The following is a 26,975-nucleotide window of genomic DNA, read 5'->3' as shown; positions in this document are numbered from 1 at the left end:
AGGTGATTCGGCCACCGCGACCGTGGACGCATGGTCACCGCAGCCCAGCCCCTGTCCGCTCCCGCCGCCCCGAGCCGGCGTGCCCCGGCCGTCCGGCATCTCGGGCCCAACTGGTACGCGTGCGTCATGGGCACCTCCATCGTCGGTACCGCGGGAGCCGCGCTCCCCTGGCACGTGCCCGGGCTGCGCGCCGTCTGCGCCGCGGTCTGGGCGCTGTCCCTCGCCGCGCTGGCCGCCCTGCTGGTGGCCCGGTCCCTGCACTGGCTCCACCACCGCGACCAGGCCCGCGCCCACCTCCTCGACCCGGCGGCGGCCCCCTTCTACGGCTGTCTGTCGATGGCCCTGCTGGCCGTCGGCGGCGGCGCCGTGACCGTCGGACGGGACTGGACCGGCACCCGGGCCGCCGTCGCCCTGGACACGGTGCTGTTCACCGCCGGTACGGTCATAGGGCTCGCGGCGGCGGTCACCGTGCCGTACCTGATGGCCGTACGGCACCGGATCGAACCGGGTCAGGCCAGTCCCGTGTGGCTGCTGCCGCTGGTCGCGCCGATGGTGTCCGCGGCCGTCGGACCGCTGCTGGTCCCGCACCTCCCGCCGGGACAGCCCCGCGAGACGCTGCTGCTCGCCTGTGTCGCGATGTTCGGGGTGAGTCTGCTCGCGACCCTGGTGACGCTGCCGGTGATCTTCGGCCGGCTGCTCACCGGTGGTCCGCTGCCGCTCGCGCTCACCCCGTCGCTGTTCCTGGTGCTGGGCCCGCTGGGGCAGTCGACGACCGCCGTGGGGAAGTTCGCGGACGTGGCCCCCGGGGTGGTACCGGGCCCGTACGCGGAGGGTTTCGAGGTTCTCGCCGTGCTGTACGGCGTGCCCGTGATGGGCTTCGCGCTGATGTGGCTGTGCCTCGCCGCCGCGCATGTCGTGCGGGCACGGCGGGAGGGCATGGGCTTCTCGATGACGTGGTGGTCGTTCACCTTCCCGGTGGGCACCTGTGTCACGGGCGCCGAGGCCCTGGCCCGGCACACGGGGCTCGCCGTCTACGACGGGCTGACCGCCGTCCTGTACGCCTTCCTCGTCGTCGCCTGGGCCGTCGCCGCCGTGTACACCGCGCGCGGCCTGGTCAGCGGCGCGCTGCTCGCAGGGCCGCGCCCAGCGCCCGGGGTGCCCGGGCCAGCGACGGCCCGTACCACGTGAGGTACCGCCCGTCGACGAGGGCGCAGGGCAGGCCCGGGAAGGCCTCCGGGCCGTCGTCGGCGGTGAAGCGGTACGGCTCGTCCGGCAGGACCACGACGTCCGGGCGGGCCGCCCGCAGCTCCTCGACCGGAACCTTCGGGTAGCGCTCCGCGTGCCCGGCGTACAGATGGTCGATGCCCAGGCGGGCCAGTACGTCCCCCGCGAAGGTGTCGCGGCCCAGCACCATCCAGGGCCTGCGCCAGACCGGGACGACGGCCGTGGCACGCCGCTCCGGCGGCGCCGGCCGGGCGGCCGACCAGGCCGCCTCCGCCTCGTCCAGCCACCGGGGCCGGGACGGCGACCCGCAGGCGGCCAGTACCCGGTCCAGTTCGGTGAAGGCCTGCGGCACGGTGCGGACCTCGGTGACCAGCACCTCGACGCCCGCGGCGCGCAAGGCGTCGAGGTCGGGGGCGCGGTTCTCCTCCTCGTTGGCGACCACCAGGTCGGGGGCGAGGGAGAGGATCCGCTCGGTCTTCGGGTTCTTCGTGCCGCCGACGCGCACGACGTCGAGGCCGGCCGGGTGGGTGCACCAGTCGGTGGCGCCGGTCAGCGCCCCCGGGACCGTGAGCGCCACGGCCTCGGTCAGCGAGGGTACGAGGGAGACGACCCTCATCGGACTCCCGCCCGTCCCCATCACGCTCCCGCCCGTCCCCATCACGCTCCCGCCCGTCCCCGTCGCGCTCCCGCCCGTGCCCTCACCGGCGCGGCCCGTCCCGTACCGCCTCGATGTGCTCGGCGACGGCGACCACGATCAGCCGGGTGTCGGGCACCGTGGCCCGCCACCGGTGCCGTACTCCTCCGGTGAGGTACAGGGTGTCGCCGCGCCCCAGCCGGTAGGCGCGGCCCTCGGCCTCGATCTCCACGGCGCCCTCGGTCACGAACATCAACTGGTCGTTGCGGTACTGCAGTTCGCGGCCCGCGTCGTGGTCTCCGGTGAACTCGGAGGCGTGCATCTGGTGGTGTCCGCGCACCAGGGAACGCACCTTGGGCGCCAGCTCCGGATCGGGGTCCTCGGCCCGGACCACGTCCACGCTGCACGCGGGGTCGGCGGCGGCGAGCAGTTCCACGGCGGTGGTGCGCAGCGCGTCGGCCACCTTCTCCAGGGAGCTCTGGCTGGGCCGCGCCCGGTCGTTCTCGATCTGGCTCAGGAAGGGTACGGAAAGGCCGCTGCGCTCGGACACGACGGCGAGGGTGAGCTCGAGGGCGCGGCGCCGCCGCCGCACGGCCGCGCCCACCCGAAGGTGCTGATCCTTGTGGTCGCCCATCGCTCCGGCTCCCTCCTCCACCCGTCGCCGTATCCCTGATGAGTTCTCTGCACCCTACGCATGTTCGGCAAACCGTTTCACGCGGCCGTCACGTCGACGTCACGGTGCGGTGGCCAAGACCTCACGTTTCTCGCCATCTCACGGGCGGCCCGTCCGACGCGCCGGACGCCCTACCCGTTCAAGGCGTGGGCGGCCCTCCGTGTTCCCGCCGGCCCCTCGTGCCTCGGCGGCGCGGGGTTCAGGCAAGGGGTTGGCACTCCGTGGTTGTCCAAATCCGTACCGTGTCCCGGCCTCGGACGACCCGAGGGGTGGACCCGGGCGCGCTCCGTCAGGAGGCGCGCGCCGGGCCCACCCCTCGGGGGCGGTCGGTACGGGGAACCGTACCGGTCCGGTGCTACTGCGTGCTACCGCGCGTTACTGCGGGGTCATCCGGCCGACCATGTCCGGGTGCTCCTCCAGCCAGGCCGCGACGGCTTCCTCCTCCTTGCCCTGACCGCGGTCCTTGATCTCGGCCTCCAGGGTGCCGAGCTCGTCCTCGGTCATGTGGAAGCCCTTGATCCACTCGGTGAGCTGCGGGTACTGCTCGGGGAACGCCTTGCTGGAGATGGTGCGGATCGTGTTGCCCTCACCGAAGGCCTTCTTGGGGTCCTTCAGCTTGGTCAGCTCGTAGTCGCTGTACGCCCAGTGCGGCGACCACAGGACGACCGCGACCGGCTCCTTCTTGGCCAGGGCACGCTTCAGCTCGGCCAGCATGGCCGGCGTGGAGCCGTCGACGACCTCGTACTCGTCCTCCAGACCGTAGCCCGGCATGACCTCGTTCTTGAGCAGCTGCATCTGGCCGGTGCCGGGCTCGATGCCGATGATCCTCCCGTCGAAGAGGTCGGCCTTGCCCTTGAGGTCCGCGAGTGACTTGACGTCCTTCACGTACGAGGGGACGGCGATCTCCAGGGAGGTCGGCTCGTACCAGGTGCCCAGGTCGTTGAGGTTGTTCTTGTGTTTGTCCCAGTAGTTCTTCTGGGCGTAGGGCAGCCAGGCGTCGAAGTTGAGGTCGAGGTCACCGGAGGCCAGGCCCGTGTAGACGGGGCCCACGTCCATCTGCTTCAGGTTCAGCTTGTAGCCGCGCCGCTCCAGGACGTTCTTCCACAGGTAGGTGACGGCGACGTCCTCCTCCCAGGGGAACCAGGCCACGTCCAGCGCGCGCTCGGCCTCGGCCGGGGTGGCGCCGGCGCCGCCCTGGACGGGGGCGAGCTCGTCGACGACGCCCGGGTTGGCCCCCAGCCAGGTGCGGACGGCGTCCTGCTGCTTGCCCTTGCCGGCCTTGTTGATCTCGGCCTCGAGGCTGGTGAGCTGCTTCTCGGTCATCGAGAAGTCCTTGAGCCACTTGGCGACGGTGGGGTTGTCGCCGGCGAAGCCCTTGCGGGACAGCGTGTGCACGCCGTCGCCCGAGCCCCAGGCGCCCTTGGGGTCCTTGAGCTTCTTCAGGTCCATGTCGTTGTACGCCCAGTGCGGAGACCAGAGCGTGACGACGATCGGTTCCTTCTTGCTCATGGCGCGCTTCAGCTCGGCCAGCATCGCCGGGGTGGAGCTGTCGACGACCTTGTACTCCTTGTCCAGGCCGTACTCCTTGAGGACCTTGCTCTTCAGCAGGGCCATCTCACCGGCGCTGGACTCGATGCCGGTGATCTTCCCGTCGAACAGGCCGGCCTTGCCCTTGAGGTCCGCCAGGGAGTTGACGTCCTCCATGTAGGCGGGGACGGTCAGCTCGAGGGTGGTCTCGTCGTACCAGGAGCCGAGGTCGTCGAGCCGCTCGCCGTACTGCTTCCAGTACTGCTCGTGGGTGGTCGGCAGCCAGGAGTTGGTGACGATGTCGATGTCGCCCTGTGCCAGGGAGGTGTAGAGCGGCCCGGCGTCGAACTGGGTGGCCTTCACCTCGTAGCCGCGCTGTTCGAGGATCTCCTTCCACAGGAAGGTGGAGGCGATGCCCTCGTCCCAGGGGACGTAGCCGAGGCTGACCTTCTTGCCCTCGCCGACGTTCTTGCCGCCGGCGACGTTCTTCGAGTCGTCGGACCCGCCGAACATGCCCATGCCGCCGGCCACCAGGCCGAGGATCACGATGCCGATCACGGCGACCTGCGGCTGGGGCCGGTAGGACCAGATCTTCAGACCCTGGGCGGCACGGACCTTGGCGGCGGCGCGGCGGCCCAGCGGCGAGACGTGCGTGCCCAGCGCGCTGGTCATGCGGTCCAGGTAGATCGCCAGGATCACGATGGCGAGACCGGCTTCGGCGCCGAGGCCGACGTTGAGCTGGCCGATGGACTCCATGACGTCGCCGCCGAGTCCGCCGGTGCCGACCATGCCGGCGATCGCGGCCATGGACAGGCCGAGCATGATGACCTGGTTGACGCCCGCCATCACCGTGGGCAGCGCGAGCGGGAGCTGGACCCGCAGCAGGGTGTTGCGGGGGGTGGTGCCGAAGGCCTCGGCGGCCTCGACCAGCTCCTTGTCGACCTGGCGGATGCCCAGCTCGGTCATGCGCACGCCGGGGGCGAGCGCGAAGATCAGGGTGGCCACGATGCCCGGGGCCGATCCGGTCCCGAAGAACAGGATCGCCGGGATGAGGTAGATCATCGCGGGCAGCGTCTGCATGAAGTCCAGCACCGGCCGGACGATCGCGCTGACCCGGTCGGAGCGGGCCGCCCAGATACCCACCGGCACCGAGACGATCAGGGCGATGATCGTGGCGACCAGCAGGAGCGCCAGGGTCACCATCGAGTTCTCCCACAGACCGAGGGACTCGATGAAGGCGAACCCCGCGAAGGAGAGGACACCGGCGAGGGTGCCGCGCAGCCAGAAGGCCACCACGGCGAAGATGCCGGCGAGCAGCAGCGGCTCGGGGGCCTGGAGGACGGCGTTGATGCCGTCGTAGGCGCCGGTGAAGAGGGTCTCGAGGAAGCCGAAGAGCCAGGAGACGTTGTCGAGCAGCCAGTCGACGGTGCTGTTGACCCAGTCACCGAGGGGGATTCTAGGCACGGGACATCACCTTCTCGCCGCCCTTGTCCCGCGGGGTGTCGCAGACACCGGGGACGGTGTCCTCGTCGCCGAGGAAGCCGACGAGCCGCCGGGCCGGGACGACGCCGACGAGCCGGCGGTCGGTGTCGAGTACCGCCACCGAGTGGGAGACACGGGCGCTGATCGCGCACAGCTCCGCGAACGACGTGTCGGGCGTGGCGGTCTCGCAGCCGCAGTCGGCCTCGTCGCCGCGCGTCTCCGTCTCCATGACGGAGCCCGCGGTGAGCACACGGGAGCGGTCGACGTCCCGGGTGAAGGAGGCGACGTAGTCGTTGGCGGGGCGGATCAGGATGTCCTGCGCGGTGCCTATCTGCACGATCTCGCCGTCGCGCATCACGGCGATGCGGTCGCCCAGGCGCATGGCCTCGTTGAGGTCGTGGGTGATGAAGACGATGGTCTTCTTCAGGGTCTTCTGCAGGTCGAGCAGCTGGTCCTGCATGTCGCGGCGGATCAGCGGGTCGAGGGCGCTGAAGGACTCGTCCATCAGCAGCAGGTCGGCGTCCGTGGCGAGCGCGCGGGCGAGGCCGACACGCTGCTGCATACCGCCGGACAGCTCGTCGGGCCAGGACTTCTCCCAGCCGGCCAGGCCGCACAGGGCGAGCGCCTCGTCGGCGCGGCGTTCGCGCTCGGCGCGGGGCACGCCCTGCACTTCGAGACCGTAGGCGGCGTTGTCACGGACGCTGCGGTGCGGGAAGAGCGCGAAGTGCTGGAAGACCATGCTGATCTGCTTGGAGCGGACCTCGCGCAGTGCGCGGTCGCTGAGTTCGGTCAGATCCTGTCCCCCGAAGCGGACGCGCCCGGCGGTCGGCTCCGACAGACCGTTGAGCATGCGCAGGAGCGTGGACTTGCCGGACCCGGACAGGCCCATGACCACGAAGATCTCCCCGGGTTCCACGGTGAAGGACGCGTCGATGACGGCGGCCGTGGTGCCGTCGGCGCGCAGTTCCTCGCGGTTGGTTCCCTTGCGCAGTCGATCGACTGCCTGGTCCGGTTTTTTGCCGAAGACCTTGTACAGGTTTTCGGCTTCTAGCCTGGCTGACACGCTTACCTCTTGCATCGGGGGCAGGGACACGGGCGTGAAGACTCGGTGTTGCGACTCAGCATGCTGCGACTCAGCGTTACGAAGACTCGCTAACAGTTGAACGCATCAACCACCTTCTGCCCGGGTGCGCGCCTGCCCTGATCGCCCCGGCCCAAACACATGAGTGACCCAGTTCACACGCCCTCCATCATCCGTCCACGGGTCCTGCGGCATGATGCGAGGCGTGACCGGACGACTGATGCTTCTCGACACCGCCTCCCTCTACTTCCGCGCCTACTTCGGCGTGCCGGACTCGGTGAAGGCCCCCGACGGCACGCCGGTGAACGCCGTGCGCGGACTCCTCGACTTCATCGACCGCCTGGTGAAGGACCACCGGCCCGACCATCTGGTCGCCTGCATGGACGCCGACTGGCGCCCGGGGTGGCGGGTGGAGCTGATCTCCACCTACAAGGCGCACCGCGTCGCCGAGGAGACCACCGAGGGCCCGGACACCGAGGAGGTGCCCGACACGCTCTCGCCCCAGGTACCGGTCATCGAGGAGGTCCTCGACGCCCTCGGCATCGCCCGCGTCGGTGTGGCCGGGTACGAGGCGGACGACGTCATCGGCACGTACACGGCGCGGGCCACCGGCCCGGTCGACATCGTCACCGGGGACCGGGACCTCTACCAGCTCGTCGACGACGCCCGGGGGGTGCGCGTGCTCTACCCGGTCAAGGGTGTCGGCACGCTCCATCTCACGGACGAGGCCGCGCTGCGCGAGAAGTACGGCGTCGACGGCCGCGGGTACGCCGATCTGGCGCTGCTGCGGGGCGACCCGAGCGACGGCCTGCCGGGCGTGGCGGGGATCGGCGAGAAGACGGCGGCCAAGCTGCTCGCCGAGTTCGGGGACCTGGCCGGGATCCAGGCGGCCGTGGACGACCCGAGGGCGAAGCTCACGCCCTCGCAGCGCAAGCGGCTGACCGAGGCCCGCCCGTATCTCGCGGTCGCCCCGAAGGTCGTCCGGGTCGCCGACGACGTCCCGCTGCCGGACGTCGGCACCGCGCTGCCGCACGCCCCGCGCGACGCGGCGGCCCTGGACGCGCTGGCGGCCCGCTGGGGCCTGGGCGGATCACTGCAGCGGCTGCTGACCACACTCACCGCCTGAGCCGGCCCGGTTCGCGCCGGCCCGGGTCCGCGCCGCCGGGGCAGGCGATGCCCGCGGGGTGAATCGGCGCCCCGACCGGGGGAAGCCGTACCTTGCGCGTGGGGGCTTCGTGGGGCACCCCTCCATGACGTGCCGAGTGGGGCGGGGATGCTAACTTAGGTAAACCTAACTCAGGGAGCCCTCACGCAGGGATCAGGGAGGCCGTCATGGCAGACCGTCCGGGACGCAAGCCGCGCAAGCCGCACACCGCACAGGTGGTCCGCACCGAGCGGCTGACCCCGCACATGCAGCGCGTGGTGCTCGGCGGCGAGGAACTCGCCGGGCTGCCGGCGGACACCTGCACCGACCACTATGTGAAGCTGCTGTTCCCCGCCTCGGGCGCGACCTATCCGGAGCCCTTCGACATGGAACGGATCCGCGAGGAGTTCCCGCGCGAGCAGTGGCCGGTGACCCGGACGTACACGGTGCGCCACTGGGACGCCGAGCATCACGAGATGACGCTGGACTTCGTCATCCACGGGGACCAGGGACTGGCCGGTCCCTGGGCGAAGCGCGTCCGGCCTGGCGAGACCGTCCACTTCCTGGGCCCCGGCGGCGCCTACGCCCCCGATCCCGCCGCCGACTGGCATCTGCTCGCCGGTGACGAGAGCGCGCTGCCCGCCATCGCCCGGTCCCTGGAGGCGCTGCCGGACGGCGCCCGCGCCTTCGCCTTCGTCGAGGTCGACGGAGCCCAGGAGGAGCAGAAGATCGACTCCGACGTGGAGGTCGTCTGGCTGCACCGCGGCGACCGTCCGGTGGGCCAGGCCCTGGTCGAGGCCCTGCGCGGCCTGGACTTCCCCGAGGGCCGGGTGCACGCCTTCGTGCACGGCGAGGCGGCCTGCGTGAAGGAACTGCGGAAGCTTCTGCGGGTGGAGCGCGGGATCCCCCGCGAGGACCTCTCCATCTCCGGCTACTGGCGCCTCGGTCACAACGAGGACGGCTGGCAGGCCTCGAAGCAGGACTGGAACGCACGCATCGAGGCGGAGCAGGAAGGCGCCGCTCCGGCCGTGTAGCGGCCAGCACCGGCCGGACGACCCGCCCCCGGGGCCACGCCGTCCACGACCGCACGCCGGGCGTGTGAGCGAGACGGCGCCTCAGTCCCCGCGTACGCGTGCGTGCAGGTGCATGTCGTGCCAGCCGTCGGCGTGGAGCAGGGCGCCGCGCTTGGTGCCCTCCAGGGCGAAGCCGGCCTTCCCGGCGACCCGGCAGGACGCCTCGTTGGCGACGGAGTGGGTGAGTTCCAGGCGCTGGAAGCCGATCTCGTCCAGGGCCCAGTGGGCGAGCGCCTTCGTGGCGCGGGCGGCGACGCCCCGGCCCCTGGCCTCGGCCGTGGTCCAGTAGGCGACCTCGGCCACCCCGTCGCCGAGCACGACCTCCCGCAGGGCGGCCCGGCCGAGGAGCCGGTCCTCGGCCGCGTCGGCCACGGCCCACTGCACGTTCCGCTCACCGGCCCAGCCCTGCTGCCACTCGGCGATCCAGCCACGCACCTCCTCCTCGGAGTCGGCGGTGCGGATGTGCCACCGGTGCATCACCGGGTCCTGGAAGGCCGCGTGCACGGCGGGCGCGTCCTCGGGGCGCCACGGGCGCAGCAGCAGCCCGTCGCCGGTGGGGATCGAGGGCTGCGGCGTGCGGGAGAGGGTGCCGGCGGGAAGGACCGGGCTCGTCAGGTAGGGCATGGCCGCATCCTGCCAACGGGGCCGGCCGACGGCCCAGCGGTTTTCCGCCGTCGGCCCTCGTCCTCGTACGCTGGCAGGCGATGAGACGCCGCACTCCTCCCCCGCCCTCACCCCTCCCGCAGCGCGACGGCATCGACGCGGTGCGGGTGCGGCTGCCCGCGGCCGGGCCGTGGTCCACGGTGCGTGAACACCTGACGCAGCGGCTGTCCGGCGCGGGCGCCGGCGTGGTCGGCGGCATGTTCGACGCCGGGCTGTTCGTCGGGGCGGACGGGCGGGCCGTGCCGTCGGACGCGCCGTACGAGCCCGGCATGTTCGTGTGGTTCCACCGCGAGCTGCCCGCCGAGGTGCCGGTGCCCTTCCCGGTGGAGGTCGTGTATCGCGACGAGCACATCGTCGTCGCCGACAAACCGCACTTCCTGGCCACCACCCCGCGCGGCGGGCACGTCACCGAGACCGCGCTCGCCCGGCTCCGCCGGGAGCTGGGCGTCCCGGCGCTCGGCGCGGCACACCGCCTCGACCGGCTCACCGCCGGCCTCGTCCTGTTCACCGTGCGTCCCGAGGAGCGCGGCGCCTATCAGGGCCTGTTCCGCGACCGGCTGGTGCGCAAGGAGTACGAGGCCGTCGCCCCGTACGATCCGGCGCTCGTCCTGCCCCGGACCGTACGCAGCCGGATCCTCAAGGAGCGGGGGGTACTGGCCGCCCGGGAGATCGAGGGGGAGCCGAACGCGGTGAGCCGCGTCGAGCTGACCGGGCGCCGCCCGGGCCCGGGCGGCGGGCTGGGCCGGTACCGGCTGGTGCCCGGCACCGGCCAGACGCACCAGCTGCGTGTGCACATGACCGCGCTCGGCGTGCCGATCCTCGGCGACCCCCTCTACCCCGAGGTGGCCGCCCCCGTGCCGGCCGGCGACTTCCGGCGCCCGCTGCAACTGCTGGCGCGGGAGCTGGGTTTCACCGATCCGGTCACGGGGCGGGAGCACCGCTTCCGCAGCGGACGCTCCCTCGGCGCCTGGACGGCGTACGAGGACTGGGCCGCCGGCCGTCAGTAGCCGCGCCACCAGAGCAGGAAGCGCTGCCAGGCACCGCGGGGACGGACCCGCTCCGGCCCCTGCGCCTGCTGGGGCTCCGCGGCCGTCACCGACACCGGCTCCGGCGGGTACGCCGGGGGCTGCGGCTCGGGCCGGTCTTCCGGCCGCGGGATGCCGACGTGCCAGGCGGTGCGCCGCTCGGGTGCCGGGGCGTGGCTGGGCTGCTGCCTGATGTCCTGCTGAGCCTTCGGCTCGAACCGCACCGGCAGTTCCACCAGGTGCCGCGACGCGATCGACGACCGCCACCGCAGTTCGTCCTCGTCGCAGTCGAGCTGGACGTCCGGCAGCCGCATCAGCAGCGCGTCGATCCCGGCGTCGGCGATGGCACGCCCGATGTCCTGGCCCGGACACTCGTGCGGGCCGCCGCCGAAGGCGAGGTGGGCACGGTTGCCCTCCATGCTCGCGGCCAGGTCGGGGCGGATGCGCGGATCGACGTTGCCGGGCGCGATGCCGAGCAGCAGCCCGTCACCGGCGCGGATGCGCTGACCGCCCAGTTCGGTCTCCTGCTTGGCGAAGTAGGCGAAGACGCTGCTGAACGGCGGCTCGTCCCACAGGGACTGCTCGACCGCCTCCGGCACCGTCATCTGGCCGCCGCTGAGCTGGGCGCGGAAACCCGGGTCGGTGAGGACCACGCGCAGCACGTTGCTGATGAGGTTGACGGTCGCCTCGTAGGCCGCGATGAGGACCACCCGCAGGTGCTCCCTGACCTCGTCGTCGGTGAGCCCTGCCGGATGGGTGACGAGGCGGCCGGCGATGTCGTCCTCGGGCCTGGCCCGGCGGGCGGTGGTGAGGCGGTCCAGGGCGGCCATGACGTAGGCGTGGCTGGCGTTCGCCGTCTCGGTGCCCTTGAGCATGTCGCGGGCGGCCTCGACCATCCGGTCGTTGTACTCGTCCGGCATGCCGAGCAGATGGCACATCACGCCCATCGGCAGGTGCTCGGCGAACTGGCCGACGAGGTCGGCGCGGCCCGCCTCGCAGAACCGGTTGACGTGGCGCTGGGTGTACCGCTTGATGTGCCGGCGCAGTTCCCGGTAGTCGATGTCGGACATGGCGCTGGTGACCGCGCCGCGCAGTCGCTTGTGCTCGTCGCCCTCGGCGTGGGAGCAGATGGGCTGCCAGGCGATGTGCGGCATGAGCGGGTGGTCGGGCTTGACCATGCCCTCGTTGAGCGGGGTCCAGATACGGCTGTCGCGGCAGAACTGGGCGGGCGTGCTCACCATGTGCAGGTTCTCGGCGTGGCCGAGGACCACCCACATCGGTACGTCGTCGTGGAGCAGCGCCGGCGCCACCGGTCCGTGCTGCTCGCGCAGCTTCTCGTACAGCTCGTCCAGGTCGTCCGCCTCGTGCAGCCGGTGCAGTCCGCCCGGTCCGACGCCGTGCGCGGGGCAGCCGGGCGGCGGTTCGAACAGGGGGTCGCCCGTTCCGGTCAGGGAGTGGCGTTCAGGCGTCACAGTGTCGCTCCGCAACAGAAGTGTGGGTCAAGCGTGTGGGTTCGAGGGGGTCGGGCGGCCGTGCCGGGGCGGGCTCGGCCGCGCCGGGTCAGGTGAGCGCGCCCTTCATGGCGATGGCGTGCAGGAAGCGCGTCAGGGTCAGCAGGACGTCCCGGCTGGAGGCGCGGCGCCGCACGTCGCAGTCGAGGATGGGGATCTCCTCGGCCAGGTCGAGCGCGGCTCGCAGCTCCGCGACGGGATAGCGGGGCGCGTCGGGGAAGGTGTTGACGGCGACCACGAAGGGCACACCGCGCTCCTCCAGGCGCCCCATGACGTCGAAGCTGACGTCGAGGCGGCGGGTGTCGACGAGTACCACCGCGCCGAGCGCGCCCTCGAACAGGCCGTTCCACAGGAACCAGAAGCGCTCCTGGCCGGGGGTGCCGAAGAGGTACAGCACCAGTTGGTCGGTGATGCTGATCCGGCCGAAGTCCATGGCCACCGTGGTGGCCGTCTTGGAGGCGGAACCGAAGTTGTCGTCGACGCCGATTCCGGCCTGGGTCATCGTCTCCTCGGTGGTCAGCGGTCTGATCTCGCTGACCGAGCCGACCATGGTGGTCTTGCCGACCCCGAAGCCGCCCACGATGACGATCTTCACGGCGGCCTCGGCCGTGTGCGGCAGCCGGTCCTCCGTCCGCGGGCCCGGAATCGTGTCAGAGTTTTTGTAGTCCATGCATCACCGCTTCGAGGAGGTTTCGGTCGGCGACCTTCTGGCGGACGACCGGGGCGCGGGCCTGCACCAGTTCCGTCGCCAGCAGGTCGGTGAGCAGCACGGTCACCACACTGAACGGCAGGCCCAGATAGGCCGACAGCTCGGCTGCGGACAGGGGCGCGACGCACAGCCGCAGCAGCGCCGCCTGTTCCGGTGTGGCGGACACCGGCGGCTCGTCGCGGGCCACGATCAGGGTGACCAGGTCGATGTCGGCGCGCTCGCCGCTCCCCTCCCCGCCGATGACGAACAGCCGCTCGGGGTTGGGGGTTGCGTCGTCCTTGCGGGACGGTGCGGCAGAGGTCGACGCGGCGGACGGCTCCTGTCCGGGAGATCGCCTCTGGCGCTGGGGAGGAGTCATACGGTCTGCCCGTTGCGCCGGGCCGGACTGGTGAGGTGGGGCCCGATCCGGGCGACCAGGTCGGCCATGCTGAGACCCATCCGGCCGGGCTCGCAGCGGACGTCGGAGAGCACGGCGAGGTAGGCGTTGGCACCGGCGGCCATCAGGTAGAAGTAGCCGCCGTTCATCTCGATGAGGACCATCTTCATCGCACCGTCGCTGGTCGGGATCTCCTGGCTGACGGCGCTCGCCAGGCTCTGCAGTCCCGCGCAGGCCGCGGCGACCCGGTCGGCGGCGTCGGGGTCACCGGAGTAGCGGGCGATGCGCAGGCCGTCGGCGGAGAGCACCACGATCATCTCGATGCCCGGGACACCGTCGTAGAGGTCCTGGAGCATCCAGTCGAACTTGCCTTGCTGCTCGATCACTTGAGGTTCCCCTCGTCGTCTGCCGGGGCGTGGGCCGGCTCGTTGCTGCTGGACTGCTGGTGGGCCTGGGCGCTGCCCGAGTGCTGCTTGAGGCCCTCCCAGAAGGCGCCGATGAAGTGCCCCGGCGGGAGCCCTTCGTCCTTCTTCGGCCCGGGTTCCGGGGCCGCGGCCACCGGGATGCCGTTGCGGGCGCGCTCGGCGGCCAGGCGGGCCTCGCGCTCGGCGTCCTCCCGCTCCCACACGGCCTGTTCGGCGAGGCGCTGGCTGAGCGGCATCTTGACCCGGCTGCGGCGCTGCGGGAGTCCGCCCGCCGTCCACTCGGTCACCTCGGGAACGTCGTCCTCCAGCAGGACCGAGTCCGGGATACGGGGGCTGGTGGGGCGGCGCTTCTTGGGTGTGCGCTCGGGTCCGGGGAGGGCGTCCGGGCCCGGGTGGGGGATCGACGTCGCGCCGATGCCGTGGGCGAGTCCGACTCCGGGCTCGGTGGTCATCATCTTGCTGGGCACGATGAGGATGGCCCGGACGCCGCCGTACGCGGAGGCCCGCAGCGACACGTCCATGCCGTACTGCGTGCACAGCCGGCCCACCACGGACAGGCCGAGGCGCGGGTGGTGGGCGAGGTCCTGCACGTCGGTGCCGCGCTTGGCGTGCTCCAGCAGCCCCTCGATGCGGGCGCGGGACTCCTCGCTGAGGCTGACGCCGGCGTCCTCGATCTCGATGCAGACGCCGCTCTGCACCTCGGTCGCCGTGACGTGCACCTTCGCCCCCGGGGGCGAGTAGCGGGTGGCGTTGTCGAGGAGCTCCGCCGCGGCGTGGATGACCGGCTCGACCGCGGTGCCCTTGATGTTGACCTTGGCGATGGAGGCCAGGTTGATCCGGCGGTACTGCAGGATCCGCGACATGGCGCCGCGCAGCACGCTGTAGAGGGCCACCGGCTTGGGCCACTGGCGTCCGGGCCGGCCGCCGCCGATGACGGAGACCGAGTCGGCGAGGCGGCCGATCAGGGCCGTGCCGTGGTCGATGCGCAGGAGGTCGTCGAAGACCTCGGGGTTGCGCCCGTGGTCCTCCTCCATCTCGCGGAGTTCCTTGTTCTGCTGGTGGACGATCGCCTGGACGCGGCGGGCGATGTCGACGAAGGAACGCTCGGCGGATTCACGCATGGAGTCCTGGTGATCGACGATGTCGCAGATCATCCGGATCATCCTGCGCTGCGGCTCACCGAGTTCGACGTACGACGGGTCCACCTCGCCGAGGCGGCGCATCACCTCTTCGGGCGTGCTCCCGTTTCGCATGAAGTCCAGGATGTTGGGCAGGACTTCGCCGCCGAGGCGGACCATCTCCTCGTGGTGGCTCGCGGCCCGGCGTTCCAGATACGCGCTGTGACGGGCGTGCTCGGCACGCAGGACCCGTAGCGCACGGCCGCGGCGCGCCGTTTCGGCCGCCGCGGCGATCACCAGCAGTGTGGCGAGGGCACCGCACAGGCCGACGGCGAGCCGGGCCGGTTCCGCCACCACGGCGACGGCGGCTCCGGTGGCCGCGGCCATCAGTATGGCCGGCAGCAACAGGGTGCGCGCGAAGGGAAGTTCACGGCGACCTGGAGGGGAATCAACACTCACCATGTAGGCCTCTGGAAAAAGAATCGGCTGGGATGGGGGAGCTTGCGGCGGGGTATCTCTGGGAGTTGTCGGCATCTTCGGCACATTGGGAACAAGCGCGCGATTACACCTCAACTCGGTGCGCTGCGGGCGAGCTTAGTCCGAGGGGATCATCGCCATGTCATATTCAGCAAGCACCTGAAACGGACACCGGGACTGGAGTACCCTCGGGCCCATTTGTACGCTCAGGAGTCGTTCGAACACCCGGCGTCATGGCGGGTGAGCGTACGAATATCACTCACCGTGATGAGTGAAAGAGGCGCCGAAGGCCCGTGGAACGCGCGAAGGCCCGGCGGACATACCGCCGGGCCTTCGAGACGATGCGGTGGCTAGCCCACCGACGAGTAGGCGACGACCCCGCGCAGCAGTTCGTCGACCGCCTTGCGCGCGTTCTTCGGGACCGTCGAGCCCGCGGCGGGCGCGGCGGCGGAGATCTGGCCGAGGACGTCGATGACCTGCTTGCACCAGCGGACGAAGTCACCGGCGGGCAGCTCCACCTCGCGCAGCACCTCGTCGAGGCCCTTGCCGGACGCCCACATGTACGCGGCCCAGGCGAAGCCGAGGTCGGGCTCGCGCTGGCCGACGCCCTCGGTCTGGCTGATCCGGAAGTCCTCCTCCAGGGCGTCGAGCCGGCCCCAGATGCGGACCGTCTCGCCGAGCGCGGCCTTGACCTTGCCGGAGGGCAGCTTCGGCGCCATCGCGTCGTCGGCCGCCCGGGACTCGTAGACCAGTGCGGAGACGCAGGCGGCGAGCTCGGCCGGGGAGAGCCCCTCCCAGACGCCCTCGCGCAGGCACTCGCTGGCGAGCAGGTCCAGCTCGCCGTAGAGCCGGGCGAGACGCTTGCCGTGCTCGGTGACCTCGTCGCGGCGCAGGTAGTCCATCTCCGTCAGCAGCGCGACGATCCGGTCGAAGGTGCGGGCGATGGTGTTCGTCCGGCCCTCGATCCGGCGCTCCAGCTGCGAGGTGTCGCGCAGCAGCCGCTGGTAGCGCTCGGCCCAGCGCGCGTGGTCCTCGCGGTCGTCGCAGCCGTGGCAGGGGTGGGCGCGGATGTCCTTGCGCAGCCGCGCGATCTCCCGGTCGTCGGCGGCCTGGGAGCGCTTCTTGCGGGCCCGCTCCGGCGGGATGTGCCCGGCCTTGGTGCGCAGCGCGGAGGCGAGGTCGCGGCGGGACTGGGGCGAGCGCGGGTTGAAGGACTTCGGGATCCGCATCCGCTCCAGCGCCTCGACCGGCACCGGGAAGTCCATCGACGCCAGCCGCTTGACCTGCCGCTCGGCGGTCAGCACCAGCGGACGGGGCCCGTCGTGGTGCTCGAAGCCGCGGTGGCCGTTGGACCGTCCGGCGGGCAGTCCCGGGTCCAGCACCAGGGCGAGGCCCGCGTACTTGCCCGTCGGCACGTGGATGACGTCGCCCGGCTTCAGCTTCTCCAGCGCCACGGCGGCCTCGGCGCGCCGCTGGTTGACGCCCTGGCGGGCCAGCTCGCTCTCGCGGTCCTTCAGCTCGCGGCGCAGTCGCGCGTACTCCTCGAAGTCGCCGAGGTGGCAGGTCATGGAGGCCTTGTAGCCCTCCAGACCCTCCTCGTTGCGCTGCACCTGCCGGGAGATCCCGACGACCGACTTGTCCGCCTGGAACTGGGCGAAGGAGGTTTCCAGCAGCTCCCGCGAACGGTGCCGGCCGAACTGCTCGACCAGGTTGACCGCCATGTTGTACGACGGCTTGAAGCTGGAGCGCAGCGGGTACGTGCGCGTGCCGGCCAGTCCCGCGAGGTGCTCGGGGTTCATGGCGCGCTGCCACAGCACGACGGCGTGGCCCTCGACGTCGATGCCGCGCCGGCCGGCCCGGCCGGTGAGCTGCGTGTACTCGCCGGGCGTGATGTCGGCGTGCTGCTCGCCGTTCCACTTGACGAGCTTCTCCAGCACCACCGAGCGGGCGGGCATGTTGATGCCCAGGGCGAGGGTCTCGGTCGCGAAGACGGCCTTGACCAGTCCGCGGACGAAGAGCTCCTCGACGACCTCCTTGAACGTCGGCAGCATGCCCGCGTGGTGGGCGGCGATGCCGCGCTCCAGGCCCTCCAGCCACTCGTAGTACCCCAGGACGTGCAGGTCCTCGGTGGGGATGGAGGCCGTGCGCTCCTCCACGAGGGCGCGCACCCTGTCCCGCGCCTCCTCGTCGTTGAGCCGCAGCCCGGCGTACAGGCACTGCTGGACGGCGGCCTCGCAGGCGGCGCGGCTGAAGATGAAGGTGATCGCGGGCAGCAGTCCCTCGGCGTCGAGCCGCTCGATGACCTCGGGCCGGCCCGGCGTCCACATGCGGGAACGCTGTCTGCGCTCCCGCTCCCGGTCGGCCTCCTTCATGGCCCGGCCGCGCCTGCGGTCCTGGTAGGACGGGCGGCTCGCCTCCATGCGCGCCATGCGCGTGAGGTCGGGGTTGACGGCCCTCTTGCGGCCCTCGCCCTCTTCGAACAGGTCGTACATCCGGCGCCCGGCCAGCACGTGCTGGAACAGCGGCACGGGCCGGTGCTCGGAGACGATCACCTGGGTGTCGCCGCGCACGGTGTCGAGCCAGTCGCCGAACTCCTCCGCGTTCGACACGGTGGCCGACAGTGACACCAGGGTCACGGATTCGGGGAGGTGGATGATCACTTCCTCCCAGACGGCGCCGCGGAAGCGGTCGGAGAGGTAGTGCACCTCGTCCATGACCACGTACCCGAGGCCGAGGAGGGTCTGGGAGCCGGCGTACAGCATGTTCCGCAGGACCTCGGTGGTCATCACGACCACCGGGGCGTCGGAGTTCACGCTGTTGTCGCCGGTGAGCAGGCCCACCTTGTCCGCGCCGTAGCGACGGCTGAGGTCGGCGTACTTCTGGTTCGACAGCGCCTTGATGGGCGTCGTGTAGAAGCACTTCTTGCCCTGCTGGAGGGCGAGGTGGACGGCGAACTCGCCGACGATCGTCTTGCCGGAACCGGTGGGCGCGGCCACCAGCACACCCTTGCCCGCCTCGAGCGCCTGGCAGGACTCGATCTGGAAGGGGTCGAGGCCGAAGTCGTACATCTCGCGGAAGGAGGCGAGCGCGGTGGCCTGCTCGGCAGCGCGCTGGCGGGCTGCCGCGTACCGCTCGGCCGGTGAGAGATCCTCTGTCATCGTGCTTTCGAGCGTACCGGGCCGCACTGACAACAGGACGATCATTATCGGGATCGGTCCCGCGACGGAGACCGTGAGGCGTTCCGTGGGGCGGCGGCGTGTACCGTCACCGCCCCGGCGTGCCTCAGGTCACGTCGTCGTAGCCGTTGACCCGGTCCCTCGTGGTCTGCTCGGGCAGGGCGCGGGCGGTCGTCACGGGTTCGATCTCGTCGATGCTGTCGGGCGTGAGATCCAGCTCGGACGCCTCGTCGTCGTCGGGCTCCAGAGCCTCGCGGCGGGACCTGCGGCGGTCGTTCAGCAGGGCGATGATGACCGCGGCGAAGTACAGAACCCAGATCGGTCCCGCCAGCATGATCATGGTCAGCGGGTCCGTGCTCGGCGTGGCGATGGCCGCGAACAGCGTGATGCCCATCATCATCGCGCGCCACCACCCGAGCATGCGCTTGCCGGACAGCACTCCGGTGAGATTGAGCATCACCAGCAGCAGAGGCAGCTCGAAGGAGAGGCCGAAGACAATCACCATGCGCGTGACGAGATCGAGCAGCTCGTCCAGTGGCAGCAGGTTGTCGACGTCGCTCGGTGTGAATTCGATCAGCACCTTCGCCGAGGTGGGCAGCACCGCGTAGGCGAAGTACGCACCGACCAGGAACAACGGGGCACCGGTGGCGACGAACGCGTAGGCGTACTTCTTCTCGTTCCTGTGCAGCCCCGGGGCGACGAATGCCCACAGCTGGTACAGCCAGACCGGCGAGGCCAGCACGATGCCCGCCGTCAGGGACACCTTCAGCGCCAGGGTGAAGGGGCCGAGCAGACCGTTGAGAGTGATCTGCGCGCATGGCTCAGAGCCGGACGTGGCCAGCTCTTCGAACGACTTCTCACAGCCGACCGACTCAAGGATCGGCTCGGTGAGGACGTTGACGATCTCCTCGTAGAAGAAGGCGGCGACGACGGTGACGGCGACGATGGCCAGCAGCGCCTTCGCGAGCCGGTTGCGGAGCTCACGAAGGTGCTCCGCGAGGGGCATCCGCCCCTCGGGATCCTTCTCCTTGTTGCGGGCAGGCTTCAGCAACCCACGTTCCCATCTCGTGCGGCGGGCCGGAGGTCACCGGCCCTGCGTCAGCGCTTGGTCGTGTCCGTCGGCTCGGAGACCGGCCGGGAGCTGGTCACATCGCCGGGGGCGGCCTTGATGGTGCGCTGCGCCGCGGCCTGCTCGGGGGTGTTGGGCGGGTCGGCGGGAGCGGCGTCGTCCGACTTGCTCTCGCTCTTCATCGCCTTGGCCTCGCTCTTGAGGATGCGCGCCGACTTGCCGAGCGACCGCGCCATGTCCGGAAGCTTCTTCGCGCCGAACAGCAGGATGATGACGACGAGGATGAGAATGATCTCGGGGGCGCCGAGCCTTCCGAACATAAGTCTTTACCTTCTCACCGAGGCGGCTGGGTGGGGGTGCTGTCCGACCGGTCGGACATGCGTCCGATCGATCGTCTTGTGCAGCGATCGTAACGCTCAGGGGTAAACGTGAGGCAATCCCTGTGCGTACTCCCGTCCGCGACCGGGCCTCGTTTTTCCGGGTCGCGACCAGCAGCGTACCTTCAGGGGCCCGTGGGGTGACAGGGCGAAGTGCCCCAAAACGCGACTCACCCGCGTCCGTGGGGTCACGCGCGAGGGTCCGCGGCGGTGATCAGGCCTTCACAGCGTGTCCACGGCGCGCACGGCGCTCTCGGTCGCGCGCTCCAGCTCCTCCGCCGCCCGGCTGATCCGGTGCGCCGAGTCCGTCACCTGCCGGCCCAGGCGCCGCGCCTCCACGAACACCTTCACGGCGAACACCGCGAGGACGGCGAGACCCAGGAAACCCACGGCAACCGCGAACATCGGCCAGAACATGACACCGAGCCTAGACCGTCCCGCTGACTGGTCGTGAACGCCGGCCCCGGGACGTCGATGCCGAAACGCCGGTGCGGTCGCCGGTCCTAGACGGTGGAGTGCAGCCGCAGGGTCCTGACCCCGCCGCCCGTGAGCAGCTCCACGACCCGCTCCCCCGCCGGCTTGCGGACGGCGGACCCGCACTCGGGGCAGGTGAACGAGTAGAAGGTGGTGCGGCTCGTGGCGCCGATGGCGAGGCGCAGGGCGCTCGCGGCGAGCTCGAAGCTGCCCCGGCAGTCCGGGCAGCCCGCCTTGTACACGACCGGGGACACGCGCCGCATGCCGGCGAACGCGGACGCCGCCGTCATACCCGGCGCGCCCGGCCCCGCGGGCTCGCTCACAGTCCTCGCTCCTGCCCGCCGCGCTGCCCCGTCCCCGGCCCGCCGTGCGCCCCGACCGCCTCGATGCCGTCGTACGCCGCCAGCGCCTCGCGGGCCGCCTGCCGGGCGCTGCCGGCGAGCTCGGGCGGGGACACGATCCGCCCGTCGCGCCCGAGCCGCAGCGCCAGCCGCCGCAGGGACGCCGGGTCGGGGGTGCGCAGAGCGATGCGCAGACCGCCGTCGGGAAGCTCGTCCGCGCTGTCGTGCGGGTAGTACTCGGCGACCCAGCGCCCGCCGGGGCCGACCTCCACCACGACCTCGGGGTCCTCGGCGGCGGGCTGCACCAGCCCCTCCGACAGGTCCCGCAGCTCCACCTCCGGCGGTGCGGAGGGCTCGTCCATGATGCGGATCTCGGCGACCCGGTCGAGCCGGAAGGTGCGCCGGGCCTCGGAGCGGCGGCACCAGGCCTCGACGTACGTGTGCCCGACGCTGACCAGCCGGATGGGGTCGATCTCGCGCTCGGTGACCTCGTCGCGGGCCGGTGAGTAGTAGCGGATCCACAGCCGGCGGCGCTCCGAGATCGCCCGGTCGACGTCGGCGAAGACGCCGCCCTCGGACTCGAAGGTGACGGACAGGCGCGAGCTGGCGCCCGCGGCCTCACCGGCCGAGGTCTCCACCTTGGCGGTCGCCCGCAGCAGCGCCTGCCGGTCGCTCTCCCGCAGGCCGGGCAGGGTCGCCACGGCCCGGGCGGCGACGAGCAACGCCGTGGCCTCGTCGGCGGCCAGCCGCAGCGGCTCGGCCGCGTCCGCGCCGAGGGCGGCGGGATTGTGCCACCAGATGCGCTCGCCGTCGGTGTCGATGTCGAGCAGATCGCCGCCGCGGAAGCTGGTGCCGCACATGGGCAGCACGTCGAGGTCGGAGACCAGCTCGTCCTCGGTGATGCCGAAGGCGCGCGCCACGTCCTCGACCCGGGCACCGGGGCGCTCCCGCAGATACGTCACCAGGGACAGCATCCGTCGGGTCTGGTCGATGGCGTTCACGGGCCTGACCGGTTTGCCTGCCACTGTGTTGTCCGCTCCCCCTCAGCCCTTGGCCACGGCACGCAGCCGGTCCACCACGTCCGCACGCAACTCCGCGGGCTCCAGCACCACCACGTCCGGCCCGAACTCGACCAGCCAGGCGTCCAGGCCGTGACCGTACGGAATCTCCAACTCGTCCCAGCCGTCGCCGAGTTCCCGGACCGCGGCGGCCTTCGCCCGAAGGGGGTACCCCGCGCCCGTTCGCAGCCGGATCAGCGCGGAGCGGTCGGCGGTCTCCCCCGCCCAGCTCGCGACCGTCTCACGGACGGTGACGACGTCGGGCACGGGGGCGGTGAACCGCGCCCCGCGCGAGCGAACCTTGCCCGTGATCCGGGACAGCCGGAAGACCCGCTCGGCGCCACGGTCGCGGTCGTAGCCGGCCAGGTACCAGTGGCCGCGCCAGCACTCCAGCGCCCACGGCTCGACGTGCCGGGGCTCGGGCTGGGCGGCGTTGGCCTTGCGGTACTCGAAGAGGACCGGCCTGCGGTCGCGGCAGGCGAGCATCAGCGGCTCGAAGGCGGCCTCGTGCACCGGGATGCGCGGCTCCAGCGCACTGTGCGCCTCGTACGGGTCGACGTCCTCGGGCAGTCCGGCCGCGCGCAGCTTCTGCAGCGCGCCGCTCGCGGCCCCGGCCAGCCGGGCCTGCTGCCACACCTTGGCGGCGAGGCCGAGCGCGGCGGCCTCCTCGGCGTCCAGGGTGATGGGCGGCAGACGGTTGCTGTCCCGGCGCGCCAGATAGCCGATCTCGCCGTCGAGGCTCTCGACGGTCTCGATGACGAGCCCGAGTTCCCGCAGGTCGTCCTTGTCCCGCTCGAACATGCGGTTGAACGAGTCGTCGGACCCCGCTTCGAGGTAGGCCTCGATGGACTCGCGCAGCTCACGCTTGCTGAGTGGCCGCCGTGTCCCGAGCAGACACAGCGCCAGGTTCATCAGCCGCTCGGCCTTGGCAATGGCCATCGACGCCCTTCTCCCTATGGTGCTTACGACGGATGACCGTACCGCCCCGCGGTGGCCCGGCAAAAGCCGAGGGCCCATGCCCGGACAGGCATGGACCCCGGATGACCGGCTCTGATCACTGTCCGTTCGGACTTCGATCAGACTCCGAGCAGATCGACCACGAAGATCAGCGTCTCGCCGGGCTGGATCGCCGGGGTCGGGCTCTGGTTGCCGTAGGCGAGGTGGGCCGGGACGGTCAGCTGACGTCGGCCGCCGACCTTCATGCCCTGCACGCCCCGGTCCCAGCCCGCGATGACACGGCCGCCACCGAGCGGGAAGCGGAACGGCGCACCTCGGTTCCAGCTGGCGTCGAACTCCTCGCCCGTGCTGAACGCCACGCCCACGTAGTGGACGGTCACGGTCTGACCGGCCTGCGCGACCGGGCCGTCGCCCTCCCAGATGTCCTTGATCTCGAGGTCCGCCGGGGGCTCGCCCCCCGGGAAGTCGACCTCGGGCTTGTCGATGCTCACGTGTTCAGCTCCTGCTTGTCTGCGGAAAGGCAACGGCCCAAGTCTGACATCCCCGAGGCGTCACATCTTCGCCAGGATGTCGACGGAGAAGACCAGAGTGGAGTCCTTCTCGATGCCGCTGCCCTCCGGCGGGCTGTCGCCGTAACCCAGCTCCGGCGGGATCACGACGAGGACGCGGCTGCCGACCTTCTTGCCGGTCAGGCCCTGCGACCAGCCCTTGACGACCTGCTGGAGCGAGAACGACGTCAGCTGCTTCCTGCCGTACGTGGAGTCGAACTCCTTGCCGCCGTCCCAGACCACGCCCTTGTACTGCACGAGCACGGTCTCCTGGGCGCCGACCTCGGCGCCGTCGCCCTCGAGGACGTACTCCGCTGCGAGCTTCTTCGGCGCGTCGGTCCTCGGCATCTCGATGGACGGCGCCTTGCCGTCGGTGTTGGTACCGACCTTCGGCAGAGCGGCGTCGTCCTGGGGGACTTCCTTGCCCTTGGCCGAGCTCCTGGCGTTGAAGGTGTCCTGCACGTCGACCACGAACACCAGCGTGTCGGAGCCCTTGATGCCCGCCTGCTCGTTGCCCTGCTCGCCGTATCCCAAGGTGGGCGGCACGGAGAACTGGACGCGGCTGCCGGTCTTCTTGCCGACGAGCGCGTACCGCCAGCCGTCGATGAGGCCGGCCTCCTTGGAGAGCTGGACGATCAGCGGGGTCTTGCGGTCGTAGGAGTTGTCGAAGACCTTCGCGCTCTCCCAGATCTGGCCCAGGTAGTTCGCCGACACGAAGTCGTTCTCCGCGACCGTTCTGCCGCCGCCTGCGACGACCGTCTTCACCGCGAGGTCCTTGGAGGGCTCGCCACCGCCCTTGGCGACCGTCGGCTTCTCGCCGAACTTCGTCCCCTCGGTGATCGCCGGCAGCGGACCGTCCACGATCTTCGGTGGCGACGCCGACGTGTCCGACGCCCCGGGCGTCGCGCTGTCGCCGGCATTGCTCGAGCCGGAGTCTTCCTCACCGCATGCGGCGAGAGTGACCAGTCCGGCGGGGACGGCGATGAGGAGTGAGCGTCGGCGCACGGTGGGGGCCTCGTATCGATATCGGTCGATGCTGCTTGACGAGCTGCTGGATGAGTTCTTGGAGAGTGCGCGCAACTCTACGGCGTGAGAAGGGCACCGTACGGCTAACGTACGGTGCCCGTGTGGCGTTCCGCTTCTCGCGCGGAACTCCTGTCTCATCCCGTCCGGATCACATCCCGGCGATCAGCTTCTCCACCCGGTCGTCCACCGAACGGAACGGGTCCTTGCACAACACGGTGCGCTGCGCCTGGTCGTTGAGCTTGAGATGGACCCAGTCGACGGTGAAGTCCCGGCGCTGCTCCTGAGCCCTTCGGATGAAGTCGCCGCGCAGCCGGGCCCGAGTGGTCTGCGGCGGTACGGACTTGCCCTCGAAGATCTTCAGGTCGTTCGCTACCCGGGCGGCCTGGCCCTTCCTCTCGAGCAGGTAGTACAGGCCGCGACGGCGGTGGATGTCGTGGTAGGCGAGGTCTATCTGCGCGACCCGCGGGTTCGACATGGTCATGTTGTGCTTGGCCCGGTACCGCTCCAGGAGCTTGTACTTCATGACCCAGTCGATCTCGGTGTCGATGCGGTCGAGGTCCTCGGCCTCGATCGCGTCCAGCGTGCGGCCCCACAGCTCCAGCACGCGCTCGACGGTGCCGGTGCGGATGCCTCGGCGCTCGCAGAAGTCCACCGCCTTCTCGTAGTACTCCCGCTGCACCTCCAGCGCGGACGCCTCCCGGCCACTGGCCAGGCGCACCTTCCGGCGCCCGGTGATGTCGTGGCTCACCTCACGGATCGCCCGGATCGGGTTCTCCAGGGTGAGGTCGCGCATCACCGTGCCCGCCTCGATCATGCGCAGCACCAGGTCGGTGGCACCGACCTTGAGCAGCATGGTCGTCTCGGACATGTTCGAGTCGCCGACGATGACGTGCAGGCGCCGGTAACGCTCGGCGTCCGCGTGCGGCTCGTCGCGCGTGTTGATGATGGGCCGGGAGCGGGTGGTCGCCGAGGAGACGCCCTCCCAGATGTGCTCGGCCCGCTGACTGACGCAGTACACGGCACCGCGCGGCGTCTGCAGCACCTTGCCGGCACCGCACAGCAACTGCCTCGTCACCAGGAACGGGATGAGGATGTCCGCGAGCCGCGAGAACTCCCCGTGCCGGGCCACGAGGTAATTCTCGTGGCAGCCGTAGGAGTTGCCGGCGGAGTCGGTGTTGTTCTTGAAGAGGTAGACGTCGCCCGCGATTCCCTCCTCGTGCAGGCGTCGTTCGGCGTCCACCAGGAGTCCTTCGAGGATGCGCTCGCCCGCCTTGTCGTGGGTGACAAGTTCGATCACGTTGTCACATTCGGGTGTGGCGTATTCCGGATGCGATCCCACGTCGAGGTAGAGGCGGGCCCCGTTGCGCAGAAAGACATTGCTGCTGCGGCCCCATGACACGACACGGCGGAAGAGGTACCGCGCCACCTCGTCAGGCGACAGGCGGCGCTGTCCCCTGAACGTGCACGTGACGCCGTACTCGTTCTCCAGCCCGAAAATGCGGCGGTCCATGACTGAACATTACGCCTGATGACCCGAACTGAAACGGGGTTCGACGGCACGGTTTGGATCATTTTCCGATGAAGCCGCAACCACCGCCTGCCGGGCGGGAGCAGCGAGGACCCGCCCGGTGCACGCCAGGACGAGCAGGGACACCACCCCGGCCGCCCCGGGCAGGGCGAACCCCCACAGCGCCCCGCCGTGCTCCACGACGGGCCCCGCGAGGCCCGTACCCACCGAGGCACCCACCGTGAACGTCGTCACCAGCCACGAGAACGCCTCCGTCACCGTCCCCCGCGGCGCGTGCACGTCGACCAGGACGAACGCGCAGGCGATGCACGGCGCCAGGAAGACACCCGCGAGCACGGTCAGCGCGACCATGGCGACCACGCCGGGCATCAGCGTCAACGGCAGATAACACACCGCCAGAAAGGCCACCAGCACCCGCAGTCGCCGCGCGGGCTCACCGGTCCACCGCCGCGCCCCGTACACGGCTCCCCCGATCAGCGCACCCAGCCCCAGGGCCGCCATCAGCCAGCCGTACACGGCGTCGCCACCGTGCTCGTCGGCATACGGCACGGAGGCGACGGTGATGGACCCGAGCGCCATCCCGATGAACAGGAAGGCACCCAGCAGCGCCAGCAGCCCGGACGAACGCAGCGCGCCCAGCCAGTGCGCCTCGCGCGGCGCCGACCGCCACGCGCGCGAGGGAGGCGACACCACCACGGACAGCGCCCCCAGCACACCCACCGCGTTCAGCACCAGCAGCGCGACCAGCGGCGACCACAGCGACACGCACACCGTCACGAGCAGCGGCCCGACGGTGAACATGACCTCCTGCGCGACGGCGTCCATGGCATACGCCGCGTGCACCTGGCCCTCCTTGCGCAGCACACTCGGCCACAACGCCCGCAGCCCGCCCTCCAGCGGGGGCGTGAACAGTCCCGCGGCCCCCACCGCCGTGTACGCGAGCGCGACCGTCCCGGTCCCGGCGAAGGCGAACACGGCCATGGCCAGCGCCGACACCACGGCGGCCGGCAACTGCACGCGAGGCTGCCCGTACAGGTCCACGAGCCGCCCGAGCACCGGCTGCCCCACCGCGTTGGCGACCCCGTACACGGCGGCCAACGCCCCCGCCAGGCTGTACGAACCGCCCTCCGCCCGCACGAACAGCACGATCGCGATCGCCGCGGTGGCGTTGGGCAACCGCCCCACGAGCGTGCCGACGAGCAGCCGGACGGCATGCCGCGCCCGAAGAATGTCCAGGTACCCGGCGACCACGGCCCACCCCTTCCACTACACCGATCAG

Annotated in this window: 25 protein-coding genes; 4 read left to right on the top strand and 21 right to left on the bottom strand. The window is 71.0% G+C overall.

Annotated features, from left to right (window positions below; all coding sequences use genetic code 11):
* The first annotated feature begins 30 nt into the window (after positions 1-30).
* Positions 31-1,188 carry a TDT family transporter gene (locus ACH4NX_RS24000; RefSeq protein ID WP_351396941.1) on the top strand — a complete coding sequence of 386 codons (1,158 nt, stop codon included), beginning with the start codon at positions 31-33 and terminating at the stop codon, positions 1,186-1,188.
* Here the strand turns inward: ACH4NX_RS24000 and ACH4NX_RS23995 are convergent.
* The 4 genes from ACH4NX_RS23995 to ACH4NX_RS23980 form a co-directional block, all read right to left on the bottom strand.
* Positions 1,115-1,840 carry a helical backbone metal receptor gene (locus tag ACH4NX_RS23995; RefSeq protein ID WP_351396943.1) on the bottom strand — a complete coding sequence of 242 codons (726 nt, stop codon included), beginning with the start codon at positions 1,838-1,840 and terminating at the stop codon, positions 1,115-1,117. The two genes, ACH4NX_RS24000 and ACH4NX_RS23995, sit on opposite strands and share 74 nt — an antisense overlap.
* A gap of 82 nt (positions 1,841-1,922) precedes the next feature.
* Complete coding sequence (locus ACH4NX_RS23990) at positions 1,923-2,492, bottom strand: XRE family transcriptional regulator (RefSeq protein ID WP_279565120.1); 570 nt, start codon at positions 2,490-2,492, stop codon at positions 1,923-1,925.
* Positions 2,493-2,906: 414 nt separating this feature from the next.
* Positions 2,907-5,522 carry an ABC transporter permease/substrate binding protein gene (locus tag ACH4NX_RS23985; RefSeq protein WP_351396947.1) on the bottom strand — a complete coding sequence of 872 codons (2,616 nt, stop codon included), beginning with the start codon at positions 5,520-5,522 and terminating at the stop codon, positions 2,907-2,909.
* Positions 5,515-6,603, bottom strand: a complete 1,089-nt coding sequence (locus ACH4NX_RS23980) for a glycine betaine/L-proline ABC transporter ATP-binding protein (protein ID WP_351396950.1) — start codon at positions 6,601-6,603, stop codon at positions 5,515-5,517. The genes ACH4NX_RS23985 and ACH4NX_RS23980 overlap by 8 nt, the downstream gene beginning before the upstream one ends.
* A 238-nt stretch (positions 6,604-6,841) precedes the next feature.
* On the opposite strand from ACH4NX_RS23980, the gene ACH4NX_RS23975 reads away from it, so the two are divergent.
* A complete protein-coding gene (locus tag ACH4NX_RS23975; protein WP_398128441.1) occupies positions 6,842-7,747 on the top strand; it encodes a 5'-3' exonuclease H3TH domain-containing protein in 906 nt (301 codons plus the stop codon).
* A gap of 206 nt (positions 7,748-7,953) precedes the next feature.
* The gene (locus tag ACH4NX_RS23970) at positions 7,954-8,799 is read left to right on the top strand and encodes a siderophore-interacting protein (protein WP_398128425.1); all 846 of its coding nucleotides are present in this window, start codon (positions 7,954-7,956) and stop codon (positions 8,797-8,799) included.
* Positions 8,800-8,880: 81 nt separating this feature from the next.
* Here the strand turns inward: ACH4NX_RS23970 and ACH4NX_RS23965 are convergent, their stop codons facing one another.
* Complete coding sequence (locus ACH4NX_RS23965; protein ID WP_351396955.1) at positions 8,881-9,462, bottom strand: GNAT family N-acetyltransferase; 582 nt, start codon at positions 9,460-9,462, stop codon at positions 8,881-8,883.
* 80 nt (positions 9,463-9,542) lie between these two features.
* On the opposite strand from ACH4NX_RS23965, the gene ACH4NX_RS23960 reads away from it, so the two are divergent.
* A complete protein-coding gene (locus ACH4NX_RS23960; protein ID WP_351396958.1) occupies positions 9,543-10,508 on the top strand; it encodes a pseudouridine synthase in 966 nt (321 codons plus the stop codon).
* On the opposite strand, the gene ACH4NX_RS23955 is transcribed toward ACH4NX_RS23960, so the two are convergent.
* The 16 genes from ACH4NX_RS23955 to ACH4NX_RS23880 form a co-directional block, all read right to left on the bottom strand.
* Positions 10,502-11,998 (bottom strand): cytochrome P450, encoded by a 1,497-nt coding sequence (locus ACH4NX_RS23955; RefSeq protein WP_398128426.1) that lies wholly within the window; start codon positions 11,996-11,998, stop codon positions 10,502-10,504. The genes ACH4NX_RS23960 and ACH4NX_RS23955 overlap by 7 nt on opposite strands.
* Positions 11,999-12,086: 88 nt before the next feature.
* Entirely contained in the window at positions 12,087-12,707 is a 621-nt protein-coding gene (locus ACH4NX_RS23950; RefSeq protein ID WP_351396964.1) for an ATP/GTP-binding protein, read from the bottom strand.
* The gene (locus tag ACH4NX_RS23945) at positions 12,688-13,104 is read right to left on the bottom strand and encodes a DUF742 domain-containing protein (protein ID WP_351396966.1); all 417 of its coding nucleotides are present in this window, start codon (positions 13,102-13,104) and stop codon (positions 12,688-12,690) included. Before ACH4NX_RS23945 ends, ACH4NX_RS23950 begins: the two co-directional genes overlap by 20 nt.
* A complete protein-coding gene (locus ACH4NX_RS23940) occupies positions 13,101-13,478 on the bottom strand; it encodes a roadblock/LC7 domain-containing protein (protein WP_398128442.1) in 378 nt (125 codons plus the stop codon). The genes ACH4NX_RS23945 and ACH4NX_RS23940 overlap by 4 nt, the downstream gene beginning before the upstream one ends.
* Before the next feature lie 26 nt (positions 13,479-13,504).
* The gene (locus ACH4NX_RS23935) at positions 13,505-15,127 is read right to left on the bottom strand and encodes an ATP-binding protein (RefSeq protein WP_351396969.1); all 1,623 of its coding nucleotides are present in this window, start codon (positions 15,125-15,127) and stop codon (positions 13,505-13,507) included.
* Positions 15,128-15,492: 365 nt separating this feature from the next.
* Positions 15,493-18,345, bottom strand: a complete 2,853-nt coding sequence (locus ACH4NX_RS23930; protein ID WP_398128427.1) for a DEAD/DEAH box helicase — start codon at positions 18,343-18,345, stop codon at positions 15,493-15,495.
* A 79-nt stretch (positions 18,346-18,424) separates the two neighbouring features.
* Positions 18,425-19,369 (bottom strand): twin-arginine translocase subunit TatC, encoded by a 945-nt coding sequence (tatC, locus tag ACH4NX_RS23925; RefSeq protein ID WP_351396975.1) that lies wholly within the window; start codon positions 19,367-19,369, stop codon positions 18,425-18,427.
* 47 nt (positions 19,370-19,416) lie between these two features.
* Complete coding sequence (tatA, locus tag ACH4NX_RS23920) at positions 19,417-19,707, bottom strand: Sec-independent protein translocase subunit TatA (protein WP_279565133.1); 291 nt, start codon at positions 19,705-19,707, stop codon at positions 19,417-19,419.
* A gap of 279 nt (positions 19,708-19,986) precedes the next feature.
* Positions 19,987-20,181 carry a hypothetical protein gene (locus tag ACH4NX_RS23915; protein WP_398128428.1) on the bottom strand — a complete coding sequence of 65 codons (195 nt, stop codon included), beginning with the start codon at positions 20,179-20,181 and terminating at the stop codon, positions 19,987-19,989.
* 86 nt (positions 20,182-20,267) lie between these two features.
* Entirely contained in the window at positions 20,268-20,528 is a 261-nt protein-coding gene (locus ACH4NX_RS23910; protein WP_398128443.1) for a hypothetical protein, read from the bottom strand.
* A gap of 29 nt (positions 20,529-20,557) precedes the next feature.
* Positions 20,558-21,604, bottom strand: a complete 1,047-nt coding sequence (locus ACH4NX_RS23905) for a WYL domain-containing protein (RefSeq protein ID WP_351396982.1) — start codon at positions 21,602-21,604, stop codon at positions 20,558-20,560.
* An 18-nt stretch (positions 21,605-21,622) separates the two neighbouring features.
* On the bottom strand, positions 21,623-22,576 hold the full coding sequence (locus tag ACH4NX_RS23900) for a WYL domain-containing protein (RefSeq protein ID WP_351396985.1): 954 nt from the start codon (positions 22,574-22,576) through the stop codon (positions 21,623-21,625).
* A 137-nt stretch (positions 22,577-22,713) separates the two neighbouring features.
* Positions 22,714-23,085 carry an FKBP-type peptidyl-prolyl cis-trans isomerase gene (locus tag ACH4NX_RS23895; protein WP_279565137.1) on the bottom strand — a complete coding sequence of 124 codons (372 nt, stop codon included), beginning with the start codon at positions 23,083-23,085 and terminating at the stop codon, positions 22,714-22,716.
* Between the two features lie 60 nt (positions 23,086-23,145).
* The gene (locus tag ACH4NX_RS23890; RefSeq protein WP_398128429.1) at positions 23,146-24,147 is read right to left on the bottom strand and encodes an FKBP-type peptidyl-prolyl cis-trans isomerase; all 1,002 of its coding nucleotides are present in this window, start codon (positions 24,145-24,147) and stop codon (positions 23,146-23,148) included.
* A 169-nt stretch (positions 24,148-24,316) separates the two neighbouring features.
* Complete coding sequence (pafA, locus tag ACH4NX_RS23885) at positions 24,317-25,678, bottom strand: Pup--protein ligase (RefSeq protein WP_351396991.1); 1,362 nt, start codon at positions 25,676-25,678, stop codon at positions 24,317-24,319.
* 9 nt (positions 25,679-25,687) lie between these two features.
* Entirely contained in the window at positions 25,688-26,947 is a 1,260-nt protein-coding gene (locus ACH4NX_RS23880; protein ID WP_398128430.1) for an MFS transporter, read from the bottom strand.
* Positions 26,948-26,975: the final 28 nt, after the last annotated feature.

The organism is Streptomyces sp. NPDC017225 (assembly GCF_044331465.1).
Taxonomy (GTDB): Bacteria; Actinomycetota; Actinomycetes; order Streptomycetales; family Streptomycetaceae; genus Streptomyces.
Note: the sequence above shows the minus strand (reverse complement) of the source record. Positions and strands in the feature narration are given on the sequence as shown.

Excerpts from the sequence above, each read along its gene's own strand:
- pafA (WP_351396991.1), bottom strand. The coding sequence starts at position 25,678 with ATGGACCGCCGCATTTTCGGGCTGGAGAACGAGTACGGCGTCACGTGC.
- ACH4NX_RS23910 (WP_398128443.1), bottom strand. The coding sequence starts at position 20,528 with ATGACGGCGGCGTCCGCGTTCGCCGGCATGCGGCGCGTGTCCCCGGTC.
- ACH4NX_RS23935 (WP_351396969.1), bottom strand. The coding sequence starts at position 15,127 with ATGGTGAGTGTTGATTCCCCTCCAGGTCGCCGTGAACTTCCCTTCGCG.
- ACH4NX_RS23970 (WP_398128425.1), top strand. The coding sequence starts at position 7,954 with ATGGCAGACCGTCCGGGACGCAAGCCGCGCAAGCCGCACACCGCACAG.
- ACH4NX_RS23900 (WP_351396985.1), bottom strand. The coding sequence starts at position 22,576 with ATGGCCATTGCCAAGGCCGAGCGGCTGATGAACCTGGCGCTGTGTCTG.
- ACH4NX_RS23965 (WP_351396955.1), bottom strand. The coding sequence starts at position 9,462 with ATGCCCTACCTGACGAGCCCGGTCCTTCCCGCCGGCACCCTCTCCCGC.
- ACH4NX_RS23995 (WP_351396943.1), bottom strand. The coding sequence starts at position 1,840 with ATGAGGGTCGTCTCCCTCGTACCCTCGCTGACCGAGGCCGTGGCGCTC.
- ACH4NX_RS23975 (WP_398128441.1), top strand. The coding sequence starts at position 6,842 with ATGCTTCTCGACACCGCCTCCCTCTACTTCCGCGCCTACTTCGGCGTG.
- ACH4NX_RS23930 (WP_398128427.1), bottom strand. The coding sequence starts at position 18,345 with ATGATCGTCCTGTTGTCAGTGCGGCCCGGTACGCTCGAAAGCACGATG.
- tatA (WP_279565133.1), bottom strand. The coding sequence starts at position 19,707 with ATGTTCGGAAGGCTCGGCGCCCCCGAGATCATTCTCATCCTCGTCGTC.
- ACH4NX_RS23950 (WP_351396964.1), bottom strand. The coding sequence starts at position 12,707 with ATGGACTACAAAAACTCTGACACGATTCCGGGCCCGCGGACGGAGGAC.
- ACH4NX_RS23940 (WP_398128442.1), bottom strand. The coding sequence starts at position 13,478 with ATGCTCCAGGACCTCTACGACGGTGTCCCGGGCATCGAGATGATCGTG.
- ACH4NX_RS24000 (WP_351396941.1), top strand. The coding sequence starts at position 31 with ATGGTCACCGCAGCCCAGCCCCTGTCCGCTCCCGCCGCCCCGAGCCGG.
- ACH4NX_RS23945 (WP_351396966.1), bottom strand. The coding sequence starts at position 13,104 with ATGACTCCTCCCCAGCGCCAGAGGCGATCTCCCGGACAGGAGCCGTCC.
- ACH4NX_RS23960 (WP_351396958.1), top strand. The coding sequence starts at position 9,543 with ATGAGACGCCGCACTCCTCCCCCGCCCTCACCCCTCCCGCAGCGCGAC.
- ACH4NX_RS23915 (WP_398128428.1), bottom strand. The coding sequence starts at position 20,181 with ATGTTCTGGCCGATGTTCGCGGTTGCCGTGGGTTTCCTGGGTCTCGCC.
- ACH4NX_RS23990 (WP_279565120.1), bottom strand. The coding sequence starts at position 2,492 with ATGGGCGACCACAAGGATCAGCACCTTCGGGTGGGCGCGGCCGTGCGG.